This window comes from Pseudomonas sp. SIMBA_067 (assembly GCF_046534675.1).
In the GTDB taxonomy this organism is placed as follows: Bacteria; Pseudomonadota; Gammaproteobacteria; order Pseudomonadales; family Pseudomonadaceae; genus Aquipseudomonas; species Aquipseudomonas putida.
In genome coordinates this window covers 134,327-155,701 of sequence record NZ_JAWRYH010000007.1, presented here as the reverse complement: position 1 = coordinate 155,701, position 21,375 = coordinate 134,327, and the positions used below count along the sequence as shown (strand labels likewise).

Sequence of the window (21,375 nt, the reverse complement as noted above, 5' to 3'; positions counted from 1 at the left end):
TGCCTTGCGGTTGTGAGGCCCCGGGTTGACGCGTACCATGCCGTGCATTCCTATCAATAACAGCGCGTACGTCGGCCCCCTGCAAGCGGGTGGCTGGCGTGCGAACTGTTGCCTTGTCTGCGGAGAAGCGTTTTCCACCCATGAACGGACCCATACCCACCCACACGCCGCCCACGGCGGGCAGCGGCAGTTGGCTGAGCGTCATTGCCCTGGCCCTGGCGGCCTTCATCTTCAACACCACCGAGTTTGTCCCGGTGGCGCTGCTCAGCGACATTGGCCGCAGCTTCGACATGAGCACCGCCCAGGTGGGGCTGATGCTGACCATCTATGCCTGGGTGGTGGCGCTGGCCTCGCTGCCGATGATGCTGCTGACCCGCAATATCGAACGGCGGCGCCTGCTGTTGTTCGTGTTCCTGGTGTTCATCGTCAGCCACTTGCTGTCGTGGCTGTCGCAGAGCTTTGCCATGTTGCTGGTCAGCCGTATCGGTATTGCCCTGTCGCATGCGGTGTTCTGGGCCATTACCGCCTCGCTGGCAGTGCGCGTGGCGCCACCTGGCCAGCAGGCCAAGGCGCTGGGCCTGCTGGCTACCGGCACCACCCTGGCAATGGTTTTGGGCATTCCGCTGGGGCGCGTGGTGGGTGAGGCGTTGGGTTGGCGCGTGACCTTCCTCAGCATTGCCGGGGTCGCGCTGGCCACCATGCTGTGCCTGATGAAGTCGCTGCCGCTGCTGCCCAGCCAGAACTCGGGCTCGTTGCGCAGCCTGCCAATCCTGTTCAAGCGCCCGGCGCTGGTGATTACCTACCTGCTGGTGACGCTGGTGATAACCGCTCAGTTCACCGCCTATAGCTACATTGAGCCTTTTGCACTGCACGTGGCGCAGATTGGCGGTGAGCGCACCACGCTGTTGTTGTTGCTGTTTGGCGGTGCCGGGGTATTCGGCTCGCTGCTGTTCAGCCGCTACAGCGACCGTTTCCCGCATGGTTTCCTGGTCGGCTCGATCGGCTTGCTCGCCGCGTGCCTGTTGCTGATGTTGCCGCTGTCGGGCAACTTCTATGCGTTTGCGGTGCTGAGCATGTTCTGGGGTGTGGCGATCCTCAGCTTCAGCCTGTCGCTGCAGTCCAAGACGTTGAAGCTGGCATCCGATGCCACCGATGTGGCCATGGCGCTGTTCTCGGGTATCTACAACATCGGGATTGGTGGCGGTGCACTGCTGGGCAGTATCGTCAGCAGCCAGATGGACGTGGCCGATATCGGCCTGGTGGGCGGTAGCGTGGCGTTGGTCGGGCTGGTACTGGCTGTTGCCAGCACGCGGCGCTTCCGCGAGGCGCTGACACACTGACCCAAGGCCGCTCCCCCCGTAGACGTGTGGGACACCTGCTTGGCGTTCAAGCCAGTACGGCAGCCCAGGCAGAAATCAACAGCACCGCCGCCAACACCTGGTTGAACAGCTGCAACCGGCGCGGTGCCTGCAACCAGCGGGCGCTGCCCACCCCCAGCACTGCCCACGCTGCCATGCACGGCAGGGCTATGAGTAAAAACACCAGTGCCAACTGCCACACCGGCAACGAAGGCGCGGCAAACACCCCGACCACCGCCACGGCCATCAACCATACTTTGGGGTTCACCACCTGCAACGCTGCGGCGCTCAAAGCACTGAACCCTTGCGCCGTGGCCGCTTGCAGCGGTGCGGCGGTACTGCGCAGCATCTTCCACGCCAGCCAGCTTAGCCACAACACTCCCGCCCAACTCATCACCTGTTGGGCCAAGGGGTGACGCAGCAGCAGTTCACCCAGCCCCAGACCCACCATCAACACGATCGCCGCCGCTGCGCCACAGGCCGCCACGATTGGCGCCAGGCTCGCGCGCAAACCCGCGCGCGCGCCATGGGCCAGGATCAACAGGTTGGTCGGCCCCGGGCTGATGCTGGACACCAGGGCGAACAGAATGAAGGGCAACAACGACTGCGACATGGTTCATGGCTCCGGAAATTCGAAGCACCATGCTCGCTGCCCGCAGGCGATCAGTCTGGAAGGTTTGAGCAGCGCCTGCGGTAGTCGGCAGGGGTCAGCCGGTAGGCCCGACGGAACCAGCGCCCCAGGTGGCTCTGGTCGGCGAAGCCCAAGGCTACGGCCACTTCGGCAGGCGTCTGGCCCAGGGCGAGCAGGCGCCGCGCCCGGGCCAGGCGCAGCTGGATCAGGTAGGCATGCGGTGCAATGCCGAATGCGGCCTTGAATGCACGGGTAAGGCGAAAGCGGTCGATGCCGCAGGCCTGGGCCAGGTCTTCCAGGCCGATGTCGCGCTCCAGGTTGGCGTGCAGGAAATCCCGTGCGCGCTGGGCGGTAAGCGGCAGGCGTGGGTCGGGGTTGATGCGTCGGCGCCAGTGCATGTGGCGGGTCAGGCAGGCAAGCAGGTCGTCCATGGCCGTTTGCCGGACGATGCGTAAGTCCTGGTCGTGCACGGACTGGAAGGCGAGGGCGGTGGCCCGGGCGAGGTGTTCGTCGTGGCACAGAGTGTCGGCGAAGCTGGGCAGGCTGTCGCCCGGTGCGTGCTCGAACAGCGCCCGCAGCTGTTGGTCGAGCCAATCGGGCGCCAGGTACAGCGTCGAATAGGTAAAGCCTTCTTCGGTGGGCGCCAGGCCATCGTGTATGTCGCCAGGTTCGAGCAAGAAAACTTGCCCCGGCGTGCTGCGGTGGCGCACCCGGCGGCAATTGAACTGCTGCACGCCCTGTTCGGTCACGCCGACCAGGAAGCTGTCGTGCCAGTGCGGGTCGTAGGCATGCCCGACAAAATGCGCACGGACCGACTCGATGCCGCTATCGGCGTCTTGCTTGAGGTCGATCCAGTTGCTCATGAACGTGTGCCGTTGGCTTAAATGGCTACCTTAGCGCAACCCCTCGGCTCAGTCTGGAACGATTGTGCAGCCGTTGGTCAGTGCCCGATCACGCAGGGCCTCGAAGCGCTCGCGCAGCCACAGGTGCAATTGCGAAACCGCAGGTGTGAGCTGCTTGCGATGCGGGCATACCAAGGTGACCGGGGTAGGTTCGCCGAGCAGTTCGGGCAGGACGATTTCCAGTTCACCGGCCGCAATGTTGGCGCTGACATCCAGCCACGACTTGTAGACGATGCCTTCGCCTTGAATGGCCAGGCGACGGATGACGTCGGCATCGTCACTGACCAGCGGCCCGCGCACCTGCACGGTACGGTTGCCCAGCTGCCACTTGTCGTATACCCGGTTGTGCTGCATGTACAGCAGGCAGGCATGTTGCTGAAGGGCGTCGGGGCTGAGCGGGCGGCCGTGGCGGGCCAGGTAGTCGGGCGATGCGACCAGCACTCTGCGGTTCCAGTCGGCCAATGGCAGAGCGATGTAGTTGGCATCCTGGTTCAGGCCATAGCGGATGGCCACATCCACCGGGTCGCGGTTGAGGTCGGCAATCTGGTCGGACAGGAAGAAGCGCAGTTGCAATGCCGGGTGCTCGCGGCGGAAGGCGCTGAGCCAGGGCAGCAACATGTTGCGGCCCATGTCGGAAGGTGCCGACACCTGCAGGGTGCCGCGCAGGGTATTGGGGTTGCCATGCAGGTCTTCATGGCCCTGGCGCAAGCTCTCCAGCACATTCAGCGCGGTGGGCAGGTAGCGCTCGCCCTCGGCGGTCAGGCGCAGGCTGCGAGTGGTGCGGGCGAACAGGCGTACATCCAGGTCGCGCTCCAGGCGCTTGATTGCTGCGGCCACCTGGCCCGGCAGCAGGCCGGCTTCATGGGCGGCGGCAGTGAAGCTGCCCAGCACGCTGCTGCGGGCAAACAGTTCGAGGTCGGCAATGCGCAGAATTTTCACTCCAGGGATGAAAGTGTTGCTGCATTGTGCCGGTTTTTCTTTTCTGCGGGAAAGATAAGATACGCGACAAATCCACTGTTCATTCACGGAGTCGTTGCATGGATACCGTCTCGCTGGCCAAGCGCCGCTACACCACCAAAGCCTACGATGCCTCGCGCCGCATTCCCCAGGCCACTGTCGATGCCCTGCTCGAACAATTGCGCCACAGCCCGTCTTCGGTCAACTCTCAGCCTTGGCACTTCATTGTCGCCGATACGGCCGAAGGCAAGGCCCGCCTGGCAAAAAGCACGACTGAGGGTTACGCCTACAACACGCCGAAGCTGCTCGATGCCTCGCACGTGATCGTGTTCTGCACCCGCACAGAAATGACCGAAGCGCACCTGAATGCGGTGCTTGATCAAGAGGCTGCCGATGGCCGTTTCCGTGACGAACAGGCGCGTGCCGGGCAGAACCAGAGCCGCCGTCACTACGTGAACCTGCATCGCTACGACCATAAAGACGCGCAGCACTGGATGGAAAAGCAGACTTACCTGGCGTTGGGCACGGCCTTGTTGGGGGCCGCGGCACATGGTCTGGATGCAACGCCGATCGAAGGCTTCGACAGCAAGATCCTCGATGCCGAGCTGGGCTTGCGTGAGCGTGGCTTTACCAGCGTGGTGATCCTCAGCCTGGGTTATCGCAGTGAATCGGACTTCAACGCCGGGCTGAACAAGTCACGGTTGCCGGCTTCGCAAGTGTTTACCTTCCTCTGAGATTGCAGGGGCCGCAAGCGGCCCCCATTTCGAAAGCCAGCCAGTCCGGCGATCAGTGAATGGCCACCGGGTTGATGTTCACTTGGGTCGAGCCCTTGTACAGCGGCTGCCCCAGCACGAACAGGAACTCGAACGCCTTGTCTTGCACCAACGCACGCGTGTCGATCAGTTCCAGGTTGTAGATACCCCGTTTGGCCAGCATGAACTGGTTGACCGGGAACTCTTCGCCGCTCGGGTTCGGGTAGACCTCGGAGGCCCAGGTATCGCCACCAAAGGCGACGATACCCTGGTCCGCCAGCCATTCGGCCGCCGGCAGGTCGATGCCTGGCTCGGTGGCAAGGAATTGCTGGTTGTCCTTGCCGATCAGCTCCAGCCAACCGGTATTGAACAGCACCACATCACCCTTGCGCAGGGTAATGCCTTGTTTCTTCAGCACGGCCTTGATGTCAGCGACGGTAAACGCAGTGCCGCCCGGGACGATGGCCTTGCCATAGTAGGCCGTCATGTCCAGCACCACACCACGAGTAACCATGGGCGGTACTTTCTCCACGCCCAGCCTTGTCACGCCTTCGACGGTGACGAAGTCGGCCGCCTTGTTGCCGTTGTAGTAGACGTTGTCTATGCCGATATGGCCGATGCCGTTGAGCTGGGTGCCGACGCCGGTCCAGCCGTTGACCAGTTCATCGTTTAAGCTGAACTTGTTGCGGCCCAGGGTCTGGCCCGCCTGTTCGCCGGGCTGGATGTTGTAAAGGTGGAAGCTGCGGTGGCGGAATGCCGGCAAGTCCTTGCTCACGGGCACGGCCAGGGGGTAGGTCTTGCCGGCCTTGACCAGGTCGACAGCCTGCTTGACCACGTCCGGGGTGAGCAGGTTGGCCGCGCCGATTTCATCCTGTTTGCCGTAGGGCGAGGTCTGCCAGTCGGCGGCCAAAGTGGCCTGGGCAGTGGTCGCCAGGGCGACGGCCAGTAGCAAGGGCTTAAAGCATGTCATCGAGTGCTCCTGAAGGATGCGTTGTCAGGAGCGAATTCTGCGCAGGGCAGGCTTGGGGAAAAAGCGGCCCGCGGGACAATGACTTTTGCCTGCCGGTCAATAACTACCCTCGTGCAGCGCCAGGCTCTGGCGCAACTGTTCGAGCATGGCCACGCGCAGTGCCTGCGGGGCCTGGATGCGGATAGAACCTGCTTGGGACAGCAGCCAGCCCATCAGCGCCCGGTTGTCGTCAACAGTGGCCACCAGCGTGGCGCCGCCGCTCGCTTGCGGCGTCAGTTGCATGTCTGCTGACAGGGGTGATTGCTCCAGGCGCATGGCCAGCGCGTCATCAACCCAGGCATGCAGTTCAACCTGGGCCGGGGGCGTAAGCATGTCGGGTTGCAGCTGCTGCGCTTCGCCCAGGCTCAGGCCTGGTTGCCAGTACCAACCATACGGCATGCCTTTACTGTTGCACTGCAACGGGAACAACGCGGCGAGCTCGACCAGGTCGCGTTCGACGGTGCGTTTGCTGGTGGTATGGCCCACGATTGTCAGGGCGGCCTGCAACTGGGTAGAACTCATCCCGGGGTGGCGGCCGGGCAGCAACTTGAGCAGCTGCCACTGGCGGGCAATGGTGTGGCGGGTAGGGTGGCTGGGCAAAGGCTTCGTCCTTGAAGGCAGGCGTCAAACCTGCCTGGATAGTGGCGTATAGCTATTGCGCAGCATACCCTCTCATAGAATGGGATCCAAGTTTTCCCCGAATGCCTCCAGTTGAATTCAGATAGCGAGGCTGTCGACCACGCCGCCGTCGACCCGCAGGGCTGAACCAAGAACGTAGGCTTGTTTACGTCCTATATATGGACCAAAATCTGGTCTTGATTCGAGGCGGAATAATGCAAAAAATCTTTGCAAGTGTGACCGTAAGCGTATCGGAACTGAAAAAGAACCCATCTGCTGTAATGGCCGGGGCCGCTGGCATGCCTGTTGCCGTGCTTAACCACAATCGTGTGATGGGTTACATGGTTCCGGCCAAACTGTACGAATCCATGATGAAGCGCCTGGAAGATCTCGAATTGAGTGAATTGGCCAAGACCAGGCTGGGTGAAAAAGGCGTACCGGTGTCTCTGGATGACCTATAAGCAAGCGCGAGCGCGCGAGGTCTATGGAGCCGCTCAGAAGCGCTAGGTTATGACACGCTGCAACGCCTCGATAAACACCTCTTCCGCCCGGCTGAACCGCTGTTCCCTGTTCCACAACAGGTGAATATCCACATCGGCAATCCCTTCCTGCGGCGGCAGCTTCCACAGCAACCCCGCTTCGACATCCGGTGCCACCACATGCTCCGGCAGGCAGCCGATGCCAAACCCGGCTATCACCAGCCGGCGTACCTCCTCAAGGCTTGGCGATGAGGCCACGATCCGCCCGGCAAACCCTTGCAGGTCACGGAAAATGGTCAGCGGCGACAACATGCCGCCAATCTGGTCGCTGGTGAAACTGACGAAATTCTCCCGTTGCAAGTCGCCTTCGGCCTGGCCGAACAGGGCATGGTGCTTGCCACAGAAAAACGCATAGCGCTGGCGCAGGAACAGCCGTTGCTCCAACCGTGGCTGTGCACGCCGGGTGAGGCTAAGGCCCGCCGTGGCGGTTTTTTCCTGCAGGGCAGCGACGATGTCGGAGCTGCGCATCACGTCGATTTCCAGTTCCACTCGCGGGCGCTGGCGGTGGAAGTCGGCGAGGAAGTTGTCGAAGCGTTCGCTGACGATGCGGCTGATCATCAGCAGGCGCACTTTGCCCACCACTTCGTCTGCCGGTTGCTCCAGCAATCCGCCGATCTGCGACATTTGCCCATACACCTCGCCGGCCAGCTGGAACAGCTGCTCGCCCATTTCTGTCAGCACGAAGCGCGGCCCACGGCGGGCAATGAGCTGGCGGCCGAGCTGCTCTTCAAGGCGCTTGAGCGCCTGGCTTACCGCCGGTTGAGTGAGGTGCAGGCGGGCGGCGGCGCGGCTGATGGACAGCTCCTGGCCGATGACCCGGAAGGTGCGCAGCAGGTTCCAGTCGAGGCGGTCGTTGAGCAGGCGGTCAGACATGGCGGGGACTCGATGATAAGCGTGGCTAATAGTTCGAATAATAAATAGAAAATTGACTAATCATAGCCCCGGGCCGATAAATCGCATGCATTGAAGCCTGGTGCGTCGGCGGCGGCTTCTTCGCGGGCTTGCCCCCTCCCACAGGTACTGCACTGTCGCAGACAGGGTGCGACCCCGCGAAGAAGCCAGCACCGAACCAGCAGGCCAAGCGCCATGAGAGCGCCACTGTGACCAGCAACTCCTGCCAGAACAACAAGCAAAGGAGCCCCCATGAACCCTACCGCTTCCGCCCAGCCGCGCCGTGCAGCCGCCGCCGCGTTCATCGGTACCATGATCGAGTGGTACGACTTCTACATCTACGCCACCGCCGCCGCCCTGGTGTTCGGTGCCTTGTTCTTCCCCTCTGACGACAGCCTGTTCAGCACCATGGCCGCGTTCGGCACCTTCGCCGTGGGCTTCTTCGCCCGGCCGCTGGGCGGCATCGTCTTCGGCCACGTGGGCGACCGAATCGGTCGCAAGAAGTCGCTGGTCATCACCCTGCTGATGATGGGTATCGTTACCGTGTGCATCGGCCTGCTGCCGACTTACGCGCAGATCGGCGCCACTGCGCCGGTGCTGTTGATCCTGCTGCGCATCGTTCAGGGCATTGCCGTGGGCGGCGAGTGGGGCGGGGCGGTATTGATGGCGGGTGAGCATGCGCCCAAGGGCCGGCGCAATTTTTTCGCCTCGTTCGCCCAGCTGGGCAGCCCGGCTGGCCTGATTCTGTCGCTGCTGGCCTTTGGCGCGGTTACCCGCCTGCCTGAAGACGAGCTGATGAGCTGGGGCTGGCGCGTGCCGTTCCTGGCCAGCGCGTTGTTGTTGCTGGTGGGCCTGGCGATTCGCCTGGGGGTGAATGAGTCGCCCGAGTTCATCGCCAGCCGCGAGCAGGCGCAAAAGGCCCGGCGCAAGGAGCAGGCGCCAGTGTTTGAAGTGCTGCGCACCGCCTGGCGCCCGCTGTTGCTGTGCATCGGCGCCAACACCCTGGGCATTGCCGGGGTCTATTTCACCAACACTTTCATGATCAGCTACACCACCCAGCAGTTGCACCTGGAGCGCTCGTTGATCCTTGAATGCCTGTTCTTTGTGGCGATCATCCAGCTCTGTGTGCAGCCGCTGGCAGCGTGGCTGTCGGAAAAGGTCGGCGCGACGCGCTTCCTGGCGCTGGTCGCGCTGCTGGCGATGGCCTCGCCCTACCCGATGTTCGTGCTGGTCAGCTCGGGCCAGGGCCCGTTGATCGTGTTAGGCATCGCACTGGCCGCAGCCTGCATGGCCTCCTTCTACGCGGTGATTGCCGGCTATGTCAGCGGCATGTTCGCAACCCGCGTGCGCTACACCGCCATTTCCCTGGCCTATCAGATCTGCGGCGCGATTGCTGGCGGCCTGACCCCGCTGATTGGCACCTGGCTGGCCCATACCTTCAGCGGCCAATGGTGGCCGATGGCAGCCTTCTACACCCTGATCGCCACCATTTCGCTGGTTTGCGTGCTCGCCTTGGCGCGCCAGTACGCCCGTAGCCAGCGCCTGGAACTGGCCTGATCGAACCCCAATTATCCTGGAGTACCCGCATATGTTGAAAAGCAATGGCGAACGCCTGTGGGCGAGCCTGATGGCCATGGCCGAAGTCGGCGCCACCGCCCGCGGCGGCAGCTGCCGACTGGCCCTCAGCGACGAGGACAAAGCCGGCCGTGAACTGTTCAGCCACTGGTGCCGCGAAGCGGGCCTTAGCCTGTCGGTAGATGCCATCGGCAACCTGTTCGCCCGCCGTGCCGGCAGTGATCCGCATGCCGCCCCGGTCATGATGGGCAGCCACCTCGACACCCAGCCCGAAGGGGGCCGTTTCGATGGCGTCTATGGCGTGCTGGCCGGCCTGGAGGTGGTGCGCCGCCTGAACGACCTGGACATCCACACCCGCAAGCCGCTGGAAATTGCCGTCTGGACCAACGAGGAGGGTGCGCGCTTCACCCCGGCCATGTTCGGCTCGGCGGTGTTCACCGGCAGCCTCCCACTGGCCGAGGCGCTGGCCATCCGCGATGCCGATGGCATCAGCGTCGCCGACGAACTGCACCGCACCGGGTACGCCGGCCAACGCCCGCTGGGCGGCGAGGTGGATGCCTATTTCGAGGCGCATATTGAACAAGGTCCGATCCTTGAAGACAACGCCAAGGCCATTGGCGTGGTCAGTGGTGGCCAGGCCATCCGCTGGCTGGACGTGACGGTAGAGGGCATGGCAGCACACGCCGGCACCACGCCGATGCCGCTGCGCAAGGATGCGCTGTATGGCACCGCGCGGATGATCCAGTCGGTCGAACAACTCGCAGCAGACTTTGCCCCCGAAGGCCTGACCACCGTAGGTGAGCTGTCTATTGCCAAGTCCTCGCGCAACACCATTCCCGGCCTGCTGCAGTTCACGGTCGACCTGCGCCACCCCCGCGACGACGCCATCGAAGCCATGGAGCGCGAGCTGACCCTGAAGCTGCAAGCCATCGCCAGCCAGCGCGGCCTGCAGGTGCGTATCGAGCGCCACTGGGTGAGCCCGGCGACCCCGTTCGATGCCGACTGCGTGGCTGCCGTGCAGCAAGCGGTGGACGGCCTTGGTTATGCGCAGCAATCGATTGTCAGCGGGGCGGGTCACGATGCCATCCTGTTGGCGCGATACTGCCCGACGGCGATGGTGTTCATCCCCTGCGTCGGTGGACTGAGCCACAACGAGGCTGAGGACGTGCTGCCTGATGATGCCCGACAGGGCGCTGATGTACTGCTGAACGCTGTGCTGGCACGGGCGGGGTGTCTCAAACAGGGAGATGACTGATGTGTGCAGCTTTAGGGGCGGCAGCTGTGGTGTAGCTGCCGCCCCTGAACTGCGGTTTTCGAGTTTTTGGTAGGGGCAATGAGCAACTGTATTTGTGAATAAGTCCGCAACGCTAGAATTCGACTTAGGCTGTCAACTTTGATTAAAAGTGTACTTATTCTCGAGCATGAATTTTGGTGCACTCCATTTTGGACCTTTCACATATCCGCCGGCTTTTTGTTCAATCAAGCCGTCGCTCGTCATTTTTCTGGTCAGTTCGATGAGGGCCATGCAGTCACCTAGGTGAATCCAATTGTTCTGGGTATAAAGCCTGTCTATGTGCGGGTGGGATATGCCAGTACCTCTGGTGAGAAATAAAATCACATCCGTAGGGGATTCGTTTTTAACTACGTCGTGGATCGTGTTCATGGATTTTCCCGCTCAAGTTGGATTGTATCTGCTTCTAGAGCTTCCGTTGTATACAATAGCGCGGCATCTGATCCAAGCTGATAGTCTTCTAAAGTGGCCGCGTGAGTATTGTTCCAAGCCTCGCCACGATCAGTTGGTAAAATTTTATCAGCAATGCCAAGGGCGCGGAAGCGCTCAAGCTCCCTTATTTCATGTGTGAAAAATCGCTTGTCGATGTCGGTTGTTTGTAGGGTGCCCTGTAGGATTTTCTCAAGTCTATCGATCATGACTTTGTTTGCATCCGAAGGTAGAAAGCGACTCACGTGTAGTTTGACTAACTCGACGCCGTCTGCTGTGATCCGGGCCTCTCTCCAATCCAGTCGTTCGATTGCTCCCCCGGCTTTTTCCGGGTTATAGGGACGTCCGCTGTAAATCCCTATGGTTGTAGCGCCGGGATAGGGAGAATTGAAAACTACGTACAGTGGCGGTAGGCCAGACTCTGGCGGGAAGCAGTAGATGCAGTCTTTGTAATTTGGTGGCTCATGGGCAGGGAGTGGTGTCGCTTCTGTCCATGCTCGTCTGAGGTTAACACCTTCATAGGGATCAGAGGGTATCGGGATACTGGGGGTTGTAGTTGATGATCCACTTTCGGTGTGAATGGGAAAACTAAGCCTGATTGGGAAGTCACTCGATGGGATCGATGTGTAGCTATTGCTTTCTTTGTCCATTATCAGAGGGCGTACGGGTACCTCTTTTTCCGCATGGGTAGCATTTGCTTTATCCGTAAGTGTATACGTGTCGAGATTGGCATGAATCCGGAACGGGGATTCGAAAGTCCCATGTTTAAGCGCGATGTCATGAATGTTGTCAGGTAGCTCAGGAATGAGTAGTTCAGCAGGCATGCTCAGGGCTGATTCATGGTACAAATCTGCGTTGCCTAGTTCTGCTGAATAAAAAAATACCCCAATACCCAGTCTGAAAACTGGGGTGGCAGTAAGGCCAAGCCTTTTGAGGGTCTGTATTCCGCCCAGGAGGGCGCTTTGCAGGCTTTCGGTTGTTGATAGTGGGGTTAGTGTTGAGCTCAGTTGAATTGTGGTGTTAAGGCTTAAGGTGATGGATTTGCTGCTGGTGTCTCTGGAGTGGTTTTCTCGTAATGTTTTTATTGCTTCAGGGTGGAACTCTTCGAATTCATTTCGGATTTTCTCAAGGCAGCGTCGTAGCACTATTTCAATTTGCGCGGCGGTAGCGGCACTCATTAAATAATACAGTTATTCCTCAAGCCAATAGAAATTCTGTCCGTCCTCGACTAATTCGTTTGCAATGTTTTCAACATTCAGGGCTATGTCATCGATGCTTGTGGTATAGAGGTGTGTTGCCATATATCTATTGAGCGAGTGAGGTATTTTTTTGTCGATTTCATTATAAAGAAAGAGGAGGAATTTCTTTTTGGCATAGTCATGGTTTGTCAGGTCTGGGTGTAAATGCTTTATGCTTAAATAGTTTTTGGTTAAATACGTTTCCAGTCCAGGGGTGTCGGCTGGGCGGGTGGCCTCGATTTCCTTTATTAGATTCATTGCAATGCGTGCTGCGTTGATACGAAGCGCTTCTGTCGATAGCGAGGCTATGTTGGGCGGTACTATAGGCAGTGTGCATGGGCTGTCCCATGAAAGGATATTTTCTAAGTCATAGCTGAAAGGTTCGGCTGAGTATATTTTTTGCAGTTCAGCGCTCGTTAACGTTTTTCGAGAGGTCACGTCTATTTCCAGTGAGGCGGATTTGAGACGGGAAGTATTGGAGAGCTTGTAGTAGAGGCTGCAGATGGAATTGATTCAGGGCTGCCGGGCGCGTTAGAGCCTGTAGCTACGAGGCGCAGGTACAGGAAAGTGACTGGGGCAAGAGCGGGTTTGAACTGTGTGATCAACAAAATTAAGAAGAAGTGTTATGCCAGAGCGCCAAGTGCCAGGGATACTTAGGCTCTGTACGAAATCCCGAGAAACCAAATCGTCGCTCCTCTAGCGCTGAGATTTTGTAGAGTCACGCGCCATTAACGGAAAGGAATTCTGTGATGGTAAGGCGCTACGAACTCACGGACGAGGCCTGGGATGTGGTCTCCGATCTCTTCATCGAAACCCATGGCCGAGGCCGGCCCCGACTGAGCGACCGGCTGATGCTCGATGGCGTGCTGTGGGTGCTCTGCTCAGGTGCTGCATGGCGAGATATGCCAGAGCGCTTCGGCCCATGGTCAACGGTGTATCAACGGTTTCGGGGCTGGCGAAACCAAGACTTTCGAGCAAATGCTCAAACGTCTGCACCTGCGACTGAATGAGCAGGGCTTGATCGATCTGCAAACCTGGATGATCGACTCAACCGCAGTACGCGCAACCCGAGCCTCATCTGGCGCCGGGAAAAAAGGGGGCCTGACGAGCCTGCCGATCATGCTCTAGGCCGCAGTCGCGGTGGTCTGACAACCAAAATCCACATGCTCTGCGACGCCAACGGAACACCGCTGCGCTTTCTCCTCTCCGGCGGTCAAGCCAGTGACATCAGCTACGCACAACCACTATTGGACAAGGTCAGCATTGCATCGAGCCAACGTGGCCGCCCGCGCAAGCGCTGCAAATGGCTGCTCGCCGACAAGGGCTACGACGCCGAAGCGCTACGCCGCTACTGCGACCAATATCGAATGCAACCCGTCATCCAGCTGCGCTCGATGAAGCGCAAGCCCAAGCCTGGCTTACCAAGACTGTTTGACCGGCCAAAATACCGACAGCGCAACATCATCGAGCGCATGTTCAGCTGGCTGAAAGAGAACCGCCGGATCGTGACCCGCTTCGACAAGCTCGCGAAAAGTTATGCCGCCATGGTCTCACTGGCTTGCTCCATGCGGTGTTTGCGGTACAGAGCCTAGGGGCGAGAGGAGCAAGCGTGAAGAGGGTGATGGAGCTTATAAGTGCATGCCACGACGTCTTCAGGGTCTGTGAGATCGAGCGCCGCGCGGGCGGCGCTCGATCTCACAGACCCTGAAAATGTCGTGGCGAACTACATCCCACCCCGTCGCACATGCTTGACGAACACCTTCTCCAGCAACTCCCACATCGCCGGGTCCGTGCTGAACGCCACATTGAAGCGCATCCACCCGGTCGCTTTGGCATCGACCATGAACAACTGCCCAGGCCCAAGCATGATGCCTTTCTCCAGCGCATCATCCAGCAACGCAGCGCTGTCCGGAATCGCCGGGTGGCGGGTCCAGATGTACATGCCTTCATCCGATTCGGTGAACAGCTCGAAGCCCAATCGATGCAGATGCCGGCCAACTTCCTGATGCGCTTCGGCCAGCCGCTGGCGCAGGCGCTTGAGGTGCTTGCGCCAGCGGCCGTCGATGATCGCGGCGTACACCACACGCTCCATCACCTGCGAGGTGGTCAGGCCTGAGCGCATTTTCAGGTGCAGCAGTTTCTGCATCAGCTCCGGGTTGGCCAGCATGTAGCCGACCCGCACATTGGGCGAGATGCTCTTGGAGTAGCTGCCCACGTACACCACCTGCTGCAGGTGGTCGAGGCTGGCCAGGCATGGCTGCGGCTCGGCGACCATGTCGGCGTACAGGTTGTTCTCCACCAGGCGGAAGCCGTGCTGGCTGGCCAGCTGCAGCAGGCGATGCAACTGCGGCAGCGGTGTGCGTGAGCAGGTCGGGCTGTGCAGGTGCGGCTGGGTGAAGAACGCCGTCGGGCGGTGGTGGGTGAGCAATTGTTCCAGCTGGTTCAGGTCGTAGCCGGCCGGGGTGCGTGGCACGCCGACCAGCGTCGCGCCCTGGGTACGCAGGATGCTCATCAGGTTGGGGTAGCCGGGGTCGTCCACCAGCACCACATCGCCTGGGCGCACCAGGGTGCGTGCGGCCAGATCCAGGGCCTGGCTGGCGCCGTGGGTGAGCATCAGCTGCGCCGGGTTGGCGACGATGGAAAGCTCTTGCTGCAGATTCTGCGCAGTCAGCGAACGCAGCTCCATCAGGCCCATGGGGTCGCCGTAGCCCGACAGTTCCAGCGGGCTACCCGCCACCTGGCGCAGCCCCCGACGCAGGCCTTCTTCGTACATCCAGTCGTTAGGCAGCCAGCCGCACCCCGGTTTGTAGGGCAACTGGCGGATCTCGAAGATCTGCTGCAGGTACCACTCGGAGTTGAACGTTGGTCGACTGGCGTCGGCCTCGGTATTGTGCCGTTCCAGTAGTTCGCCCGCCGCACGGTTGACGAAGAACCCCGCATTGCCACGGCTCACCAGCAGCCCCTGGGCGACCAGGCGATCATAGGCCTCGACCACGGTGAAAGTACTCACCGAATAGCTCGCGGCAAAGGCGCGGATAGACGGCACCTTGGCGCCCGGCTTCAGGGTCTGGTTGTCGATCAACTCGCGCAACCCGTCGATGATCTGGTTGACCAGCGGGGTGGAGGAGTCTGGATGTAATTCGAACATTCGGGGCCTTCAGGGTGCGTATCGCCTGGCGTCTGCAGGGTGTACTGCAAGGGCGACCTGTACAGTGCAGTGCGAGATTCATGCCACTGTGCATGGCTCTCTGCGTCGGACATTTTTACATTAGGTGTCGGATATCGCCACATAAAGCATGTTCAGTTCGCTCCAGGCAGTCGTCCTGGGGCGCGTCAGCAGGCCGCCATGGAGGGCCTGCGTGTGTTCGTTCACACCATCCTGCCCGCATTAGCACTGATGTACAGGTGAAGCCGCCAGCCATCGGGGTTTCACGGTTTTCCTTGGATAAAAAGAAGCACGGGGTACACAACTGATGGACGCAACATCCACAACCACCACCGCGAAAAGCGGGCACGAGAGCAAGCTCAGTGCCTCGCTGAAGTCGCGCCACCTGACGATGATGTCGATCGCCGGGGTAATTGGCGGCGCCTTGTTCGTCGGTTCCGGCAGCGTGATCCACAGCGCAGGCCCAGCCGCTGTCCTGGCCTACCTGGCGGGCGGCATCCTGGTGGTGCTGATCATGCGCATGCTGGGTGAAATGGCGACTTCCTCGCCAGACACCGGCTCGTTCTCCACCTACGCCGACCGCGCCATTGGCCGCTGGGCCGGTTTCACCATCGGCTGGCTGTACTGGTGGTACTGGGTCATCCTCATGGCCTGGGAAGCCTATGTGGCGGGCAAGATCCTGCATGGCTTCTTCCCCGACGTTAGCGTCAATGTGTTCGTGCTGGCCACGACCCTGCTGCTGATCACCGTCAACTTCTTCAACGTCAAGCACTACGGTGAGTTCGAGTTCTGGTTCGCCTTGATCAAGGTGATCGCGATCGTCTGCTTCCTGATCGTGTGTACCGCTGCCGTGATGAACGTGTGGCAGTTCGGTGAAGTGCGTGGCATCAGCCACCTCACCGCCGAAGGCTTCATGCCCAATGGCATCACCACCGTGATCGGTGCGCTGCTAGGGGTGATGTTCGCCTTCCTGGGCGCCGAAATCGTCACCATCGCAGCTTCCGAAGCCAAAGACCCGGCCGCGCAGATCGTCAAGGCCACCAACTCGGTGGTATGGCGTGTGTGCCTGTTCTACGTCGGTTCGATCTTCCTGATCGTCTGCCTGGTACCGTGGAACGACCCGCACCTGGGCGTTTCCGGCTATGGCGCCTATCGCCGTACCCTGGAACTGCTGGGCGTGCCGTATGCCGAGCTGCTGATGAACTTCGTGGTGCTGACTTCGGTGAGCAGCTGCCTGATCTCGGGTCACTACACCGCTTCGCGCATGCTGTTCTCCCTGGCTCAGCGCGGCGATGCGCCGTCGTTCTTCAAGATCACCCGTGCCGGCACCGGAGTACCGGTGTACGCGATCATGGGCTCGTGCGCCGTGGCCGTGGTGTGTGCGCTGATCAACTTCAGCGAGACCCTGCGCCCGAAAGACGTGCTGGATACCTTGATGAACACCACGGGCATGATCGCCCTGCTGGTGTACCTGGTGATTGCCTTCTCGCAACTGCGCATGCGCCGCAAGCTGATTGCCGAAGGCAAGGAAGTGCGCCTGAAGATGTGGCTGTTCCCGTGGCTGACCTACCTGGTGATCGCGTTCATCGTGGCCGCCCTGGTAACCATGGCCTTCATGCCTGACTACCAGATCCTGGTGATCTCCACCGGTATCGCGGCGGCAGTCGTGGTGGCAATGGGTGTGGTGCACCAGATCCGCTCTGGCAGCAGCAAGCAGCACTAAGCGTCACTCGTGTCTGGAAACGGCCGGCTCCTTTGGGGACCCGGCCGTTTCGCGTTGTTGGGCCTGGGCTTTTTCTGCGGGCATGTGGAAGCGCTGGTTCATCCACGGCGAGCCGAGCAGGGCGGCGGCGGCGATCAAGGCCAGGATGGCGAGGGCGATGTAGGTCTTCATGGGCATGCGCATAAATGGACTGACTTCACGTATAGGTGGTCAGTTCCGGCGATGAGGCCATGGAGACAAACACAGGTTTGTGCCCCTACAATGCGAAGCATTATCACTTGGCGCCGGCCCTCCATGTCTAACACACCGCCCAACCAGGAACTGCTCGACGCGCTGGCGTTGCACTATGACGACCTGGTTCGCTACATCCGCCAGCGCTTTCGCGACCGCCATTTTGCCCGCGACCTGGTGCACGACGTCTACCTGCAGATTCTCGACAAGCCACCCCGCCACCGCATTTCGCTGCCGCTGGCATTTCTGCGCAAGGTCACCTTCAACCGGGCCATCGACCGGGTGCGCGCCGAATCGCTGCGTGCGGCTCACCTGGCTGCCGCGAGCCATGACGAACCCGCCCTGGACAGTTGGGACGGTGCCCGCGAGCTGGATTTCGAGCAACAGCTGCATGCCCTGCTGGCGATTATCGAAGCCCTGCCGGCACGTCAGCGCCAGGTGTTCCTGCTGCACCGCATCCATGGCATGGCTCAGCGTGACATTGCCGCCGAGCTGGAGATTTCGGTCAACATGGTCACCCAGCACTTCAATCGTGCATTGCGTACCATCGCCAGCCGCTGGGAACCGGCCCGGCGCCTGCATGGCGAGGCGCGGGCATGAGCCAGGGCAAGCGTGAAAGCAAGGCCCAGGCCGACCCGTTGGAGGCGTTCAGCGAAGCCCTGCGTGAGCGGGTGGCGTCCCGCGAGGCGTTGCTCGCCGAAGGTAAAGCCATGACCGCACGCCGGCGCAAGGCCGGCAAGGCGGCCAAGGCCAGCCTGCTGTCGTTGCTGCTGGCGGGCAGCCTGTGGTGGCTAGACCCTGCCTGGCATACCGAGCAGGTGCGGGTGGCGGTGGGCGCGCAGCGCGAGCTGGTGCTGGCGGACGGCAGCCAGGTGCTGCTGGATTCGGGTAGCCGGCTGCAGATTGAACGGCACCTGCGCAGCCGGCAGCTGGAACTGTTCGAAGGGCTGGCGCGGTTTACCGTAGTGCATGCCGATGCGCCGTTCATTGTGCGCAGCCAGGGCGTGCGGGTGCGTGATATCGGTACGGTGTTCGACGTGCGCAGCGATGTGCGGGGCGTGCGGGTAGGGGTGCTCGAGGGGGCGGTCGAGGTCGGCATTGGGCACGGCGCTGTGCAGCCACTGCGGGCCGGGCAGCAACTGCTTGCTGCTGCTGGCGAGTTGGGCGAGGTGCAGGCCGTGGCGTCAGGTGCGATGGGGACCTGGCGCAGCTCGGTGTTGCGTTTTGACGGCACACCGTTGCGCGATGCGATTGTGGATTTGCAGCGTTACAGCGAGGTGCCATTGCGGCTGGCGGATGAACGTACCGGTGGTTTGCGCTTGTCGGGTGAGTTCGACAGCCGGCAGGTGCGGGTACTGCTGGAGCAGTTGCCAGCGGTGTTGCCTGTGACGGTGGTGCGCGCGGCTGATGGGGGCTTGGTCATTGGCCGGGTTGATTGATCGCCTGCACCGGCGTTTTCGCGGGCAAGCCCGCGAAAGGGCCATAACAGGCAACCAATAATTATTTTCATTGGCACATCAACATTCACCCACGGCCAGCCGCCATCCCCATGAAGTCACTTGAATCGTATGGGGAACACATGGGTTACCACCTTTCACCGCTGACGCTGTTGGCTGCCAGCCTGCTGACCTGCGCCACCGTCCAGGCGCAGGATGCCACCTTCGGCCTGGACATCCCGGCCCAACGCCTGGACCGCTCGCTAAACGCCCTGGCCCAGCAGACCGGCACCCGCATCCTGTTTTCCACGGATGCTGCCGAGGGCCGTCAGGCGGCGGCCGTGCAAGGGCGCATGAGCGTTGCCCAGGCCTTGCAACAGCTGCTCGCCGGCTCTGGTCTGCAGCTGCAGCGGGCGGGGGAGGGTTACCTGATCGGCGCGCCGGCCAGCGGCATGGCGCTGGAACTGGGCGCTATCACCATCGACAGCCAGCGTTATGGCAACACCACCGACGGCACCGGTGCCTACACCTTGGGCACTACGCGCGCCGGTACAGGGCTTGACCTGTCGCCACGGGAAACGCCGCAGTCGATCAGCGTGGTCACCCGCCAGCGCATGGACGACCAGGGCCTGAACGACCTCACCGAAGTGCTGCAGCAAACCCCGGGCCTGTCGGTCCAAAGCCTGGGCAGTGAGCGGTTCAACATCTACTCGCGTGGCTATTCGGTAGACAACTACCAGTTCGACGGCATTCCCACCACCCTCGATATCGTCAGCCAGGTGTCGGCGCAAAGCCTCGCCGACATGGCCATCTATGACCATGTGGAGGTGCTGCGCGGTGCCACCGGCCTGCTGACTGGCGCAGGTGACCCTTCTGCCACCATCAACCTGGTGCGCAAGCGGCCAACTGCCGAGTTCAAGGGGCATGTCAGCGCTGGGCTGGGGTCGTGGAACAAGTACCGCACCGAGGTCGACCTGTCCGGGCCGTTGACCCCCACCGGCAATGTGCGCGGGCGCATGGTTGCCGCCTACCAGCAGAACGACAGCTTCGTCGACCACTACCACCAGGAAAAGCAGGTGTTGTACGGCATCCTTGAGGCCGACCTGAGCGACACCACCTTGCTCACCGTGGGCGCCGACTATCAGCGCAACCGGCCAGAGGGCTCGTCCTCGGTGGCGTTCCCGCTGTTCTACAGCAATGGAGAGCAAACCGACTTTTCCCGCTCCACCAATAGCGCCGCGCGCTGGAGCAGCAACCCCCAGGACGCACTGAACACGTTCGCCAGCCTCGAACAGAAACTGGGCCACGACTGGAGCCTGCGGCTGGCAGTGAACCAGATGTACATCAACCGCGACGACTACCGCCTGGCCACCGCCAGCTGGGGCTTCCCCGACAAGCAGACCGGCGAAGGCGTGCGCCTGTACGGCGGCGCCGGCAGTACATGGCAGAAGCAGGTGGGTGTGGATGCGCAGCTCAAGGGGCCATTCGAGGCATTCGGCCGCCAGCATGACCTGGTGCTGGGCTACAATTTCTCCCGTTACCAGAACCACCACGACCCGTTGCGCGGCACCGCGATCGAAGGCACCCGGGTCAACTTCTACGACTGGGACAACTACACCACCAAGCCCAACACCGGTAATGGCAAGCTGTACGACGGTGACACCAGCATCTACCAGAGCGGTACCTACCTGGCCACACGCCTGCGCCCTACCGATGAACTCTCGATCATTCTGGGCGCCCGGGTCAGTAACTACCGCTACCGCTACGACCTCAGCACGCAGCCGAACAAGATCCCGGGTAACCGTGAAAGCGGCGTCGTCACGCCCTATGCCGGTGTGGTCTACGCCCTGAACGACATTCATTCGGTCTATGCCAGCTACACCAGTATCTTCAAGCCGCAGACGGTCCGTGATGCCAGCGGCGCGACGCTGGCGCCACGCGAAGGCGACAACTACGAAGTCGGCCTGAAAAGCGAGTATTTTGACGGGCGCCTGCAAACCAGCATCGCTGCGTTCGAGATCAAGCAGGACAACCTGGCGGTGGTCGACCCAGGCAGAGTTGTACCGGGTACCACCACGGCGGCCTATGAAGCGATTTCCGGTGCGACTACGCGCGGCTTCGAAGTGGAAGCCAGCGGTGAGTTGCAGCCGGGCTGGAACCTCAGCGCCAGCTACAACCACAGCATCATCAAGGATGCCGACGGCGAGCGCATCAACACGGTGTTTCCGGCCAACATGGTCAAGCTGTGGACCACCTACCGCCTGCCGGGCGAGCTGGACCGCCTGACCGTGGGTGGTGGCATGAACTGGCAGAGCGGCACGCACTTCACTGCCGCGCCTGCCGAGCTTGGCACCGTCAAGGCCAAGCAAGGGCAGTTCGCCGTGTTCAACCTGATGGGCCGTTATCAGATCACTGACCAGCTTTCCACCACGCTGAACGTCAACAACCTGTTCGACAAGAAGTACCTCAGTGCGCTGGATACCACGTTCTACAGTGGCTATTACGGCGAGCCACGCAACGTCATGGTGACCACCCGCTGGGATTTCTGAAAACGGGTCAAGGCCTCATCGCCGGCAAGCCAGCTCCCACAAGGGCCTCATCGCCTTCAAGTGTTGCACTGTCCCTGTGG

General features: G+C 61.2%; 20 protein-coding genes and 1 pseudogene. 10 read left to right on the top strand and 11 right to left on the bottom strand.

Annotated features, from left to right (window positions below; genetic code table 11):
* The first annotated feature begins 140 nt into the window (after positions 1 to 140).
* A complete protein-coding gene (locus SB765_RS16985; RefSeq protein WP_341798230.1) occupies positions 141 to 1,340 on the top strand; it encodes a sugar transporter in 1,200 nt (399 codons plus the stop codon).
* 46 nt (positions 1,341 to 1,386) lie between these two features.
* Here the strand turns inward: SB765_RS16985 and SB765_RS16980 are convergent, their stop codons facing one another.
* The 3 genes from SB765_RS16980 to SB765_RS16970 are packed head-to-tail and all read right to left on the bottom strand — an operon-like array spanning position 1,387 to position 3,824.
* On the bottom strand, positions 1,387 to 1,971 hold the full coding sequence (locus SB765_RS16980; RefSeq protein ID WP_410911237.1) for a LysE family translocator: 585 nt from the start codon (positions 1,969 to 1,971) through the stop codon (positions 1,387 to 1,389).
* A gap of 50 nt (positions 1,972 to 2,021) precedes the next feature.
* Positions 2,022 to 2,852, bottom strand: a complete 831-nt coding sequence (locus SB765_RS16975) for an AraC family ligand binding domain-containing protein (protein WP_410911236.1) — start codon at positions 2,850 to 2,852, stop codon at positions 2,022 to 2,024.
* 48 nt (positions 2,853 to 2,900) lie between these two features.
* Positions 2,901 to 3,824, bottom strand: a complete 924-nt coding sequence (locus tag SB765_RS16970; RefSeq protein ID WP_016486010.1) for a LysR family transcriptional regulator — start codon at positions 3,822 to 3,824, stop codon at positions 2,901 to 2,903.
* A 104-nt stretch (positions 3,825 to 3,928) separates the two neighbouring features.
* Here SB765_RS16970 and nfsB point away from each other — a divergent pair, with 104 nt between their 5' ends.
* Positions 3,929 to 4,582 (top strand): oxygen-insensitive NAD(P)H nitroreductase, encoded by a 654-nt coding sequence (gene nfsB / locus SB765_RS16965; protein WP_341798234.1) that lies wholly within the window; start codon positions 3,929 to 3,931, stop codon positions 4,580 to 4,582.
* 52 nt (positions 4,583 to 4,634) lie between these two features.
* On the opposite strand, the gene SB765_RS16960 is transcribed toward nfsB, so the two are convergent.
* Both SB765_RS16960 and SB765_RS16955 read right to left on the bottom strand, forming a co-directional pair.
* Positions 4,635 to 5,570: a cyclase family protein gene (locus SB765_RS16960; protein WP_341798235.1), complete on the bottom strand. Its 936-nt coding sequence runs from the start codon at positions 5,568 to 5,570 to the stop codon at positions 4,635 to 4,637.
* Between the two features lie 96 nt (positions 5,571 to 5,666).
* Positions 5,667 to 6,209, bottom strand: coding sequence for a WYL domain-containing protein (locus SB765_RS16955; protein WP_341798236.1), 543 nt, complete (start codon positions 6,207 to 6,209; stop codon positions 5,667 to 5,669).
* Between the two features lie 233 nt (positions 6,210 to 6,442).
* On the opposite strand from SB765_RS16955, the gene SB765_RS16950 reads away from it, so the two are divergent.
* Entirely contained in the window at positions 6,443 to 6,688 is a 246-nt protein-coding gene (locus SB765_RS16950) for a type II toxin-antitoxin system Phd/YefM family antitoxin (RefSeq protein ID WP_341798237.1), read from the top strand.
* A 42-nt stretch (positions 6,689 to 6,730) separates the two neighbouring features.
* On the opposite strand, the gene SB765_RS16945 is transcribed toward SB765_RS16950, so the two are convergent.
* Positions 6,731 to 7,639, bottom strand: a complete 909-nt coding sequence (locus SB765_RS16945) for a LysR family transcriptional regulator (RefSeq protein ID WP_341798238.1) — start codon at positions 7,637 to 7,639, stop codon at positions 6,731 to 6,733.
* Between the two features lie 270 nt (positions 7,640 to 7,909).
* On the opposite strand from SB765_RS16945, the gene SB765_RS16940 reads away from it, so the two are divergent.
* On the top strand, positions 7,910 to 9,214 hold the full coding sequence (locus tag SB765_RS16940; RefSeq protein ID WP_049275511.1) for an MFS transporter: 1,305 nt from the start codon (positions 7,910 to 7,912) through the stop codon (positions 9,212 to 9,214).
* A 31-nt stretch (positions 9,215 to 9,245) separates the two neighbouring features.
* A complete protein-coding gene (locus tag SB765_RS16935; RefSeq protein WP_410911233.1) occupies positions 9,246 to 10,487 on the top strand; it encodes a Zn-dependent hydrolase in 1,242 nt (413 codons plus the stop codon).
* Between the two features lie 132 nt (positions 10,488 to 10,619).
* Here the strand turns inward: SB765_RS16935 and SB765_RS16930 are convergent, their stop codons facing one another.
* Genes SB765_RS16930 through SB765_RS16920 form a run of 3 tightly spaced genes read right to left on the bottom strand, consistent with a single transcriptional unit; the run spans position 10,620 to position 12,628 of the window.
* Positions 10,620 to 10,895: a hypothetical protein gene (locus SB765_RS16930; RefSeq protein ID WP_063427003.1), complete on the bottom strand. Its 276-nt coding sequence runs from the start codon at positions 10,893 to 10,895 to the stop codon at positions 10,620 to 10,622.
* Complete coding sequence (locus tag SB765_RS16925; protein WP_410931644.1) at positions 10,892 to 12,130, bottom strand: S-type pyocin domain-containing protein; 1,239 nt, start codon at positions 12,128 to 12,130, stop codon at positions 10,892 to 10,894. Before SB765_RS16925 ends, SB765_RS16930 begins: the two co-directional genes overlap by 4 nt.
* Before the next feature lie 12 nt (positions 12,131 to 12,142).
* On the bottom strand, positions 12,143 to 12,628 hold the full coding sequence (locus SB765_RS16920) for a hypothetical protein (RefSeq protein ID WP_410931643.1): 486 nt from the start codon (positions 12,626 to 12,628) through the stop codon (positions 12,143 to 12,145).
* A 311-nt stretch (positions 12,629 to 12,939) separates the two neighbouring features.
* Here SB765_RS16920 and SB765_RS16915 point away from each other — a divergent pair.
* Positions 12,940 to 13,782: pseudogene (locus SB765_RS16915) on the top strand (IS5 family transposase).
* Between the two features lie 131 nt (positions 13,783 to 13,913).
* Here the strand turns inward: SB765_RS16915 and SB765_RS16910 are convergent.
* Complete coding sequence (locus SB765_RS16910; protein ID WP_341798242.1) at positions 13,914 to 15,338, bottom strand: PLP-dependent aminotransferase family protein; 1,425 nt, start codon at positions 15,336 to 15,338, stop codon at positions 13,914 to 13,916.
* 325 nt (positions 15,339 to 15,663) lie between these two features.
* Here SB765_RS16910 and SB765_RS16905 point away from each other — a divergent pair, with 325 nt between their 5' ends.
* A complete protein-coding gene (locus SB765_RS16905; RefSeq protein WP_016500412.1) occupies positions 15,664 to 17,079 on the top strand; it encodes an amino acid permease in 1,416 nt (471 codons plus the stop codon).
* A gap of 3 nt (positions 17,080 to 17,082) precedes the next feature.
* On the opposite strand, the gene SB765_RS16900 is transcribed toward SB765_RS16905, so the two are convergent.
* The gene (locus tag SB765_RS16900; RefSeq protein ID WP_341798243.1) at positions 17,083 to 17,262 is read right to left on the bottom strand and encodes a hypothetical protein; all 180 of its coding nucleotides are present in this window, start codon (positions 17,260 to 17,262) and stop codon (positions 17,083 to 17,085) included.
* A 111-nt stretch (positions 17,263 to 17,373) separates the two neighbouring features.
* On the opposite strand from SB765_RS16900, the gene SB765_RS16895 reads away from it, so the two are divergent.
* From SB765_RS16895 to SB765_RS16885, 3 genes are all read left to right on the top strand, one after another.
* Entirely contained in the window at positions 17,374 to 17,910 is a 537-nt protein-coding gene (locus SB765_RS16895) for an RNA polymerase sigma factor (RefSeq protein WP_341798244.1), read from the top strand.
* Entirely contained in the window at positions 17,907 to 18,749 is an 843-nt protein-coding gene (locus SB765_RS16890; RefSeq protein WP_410931642.1) for a FecR family protein, read from the top strand. Before SB765_RS16895 ends, SB765_RS16890 begins: the two co-directional genes overlap by 4 nt.
* A 140-nt stretch (positions 18,750 to 18,889) precedes the next feature.
* Positions 18,890 to 21,295: a TonB-dependent siderophore receptor gene (locus tag SB765_RS16885; protein ID WP_410931641.1), complete on the top strand. Its 2,406-nt coding sequence runs from the start codon at positions 18,890 to 18,892 to the stop codon at positions 21,293 to 21,295.
* Positions 21,296 to 21,375: the final 80 nt, after the last annotated feature.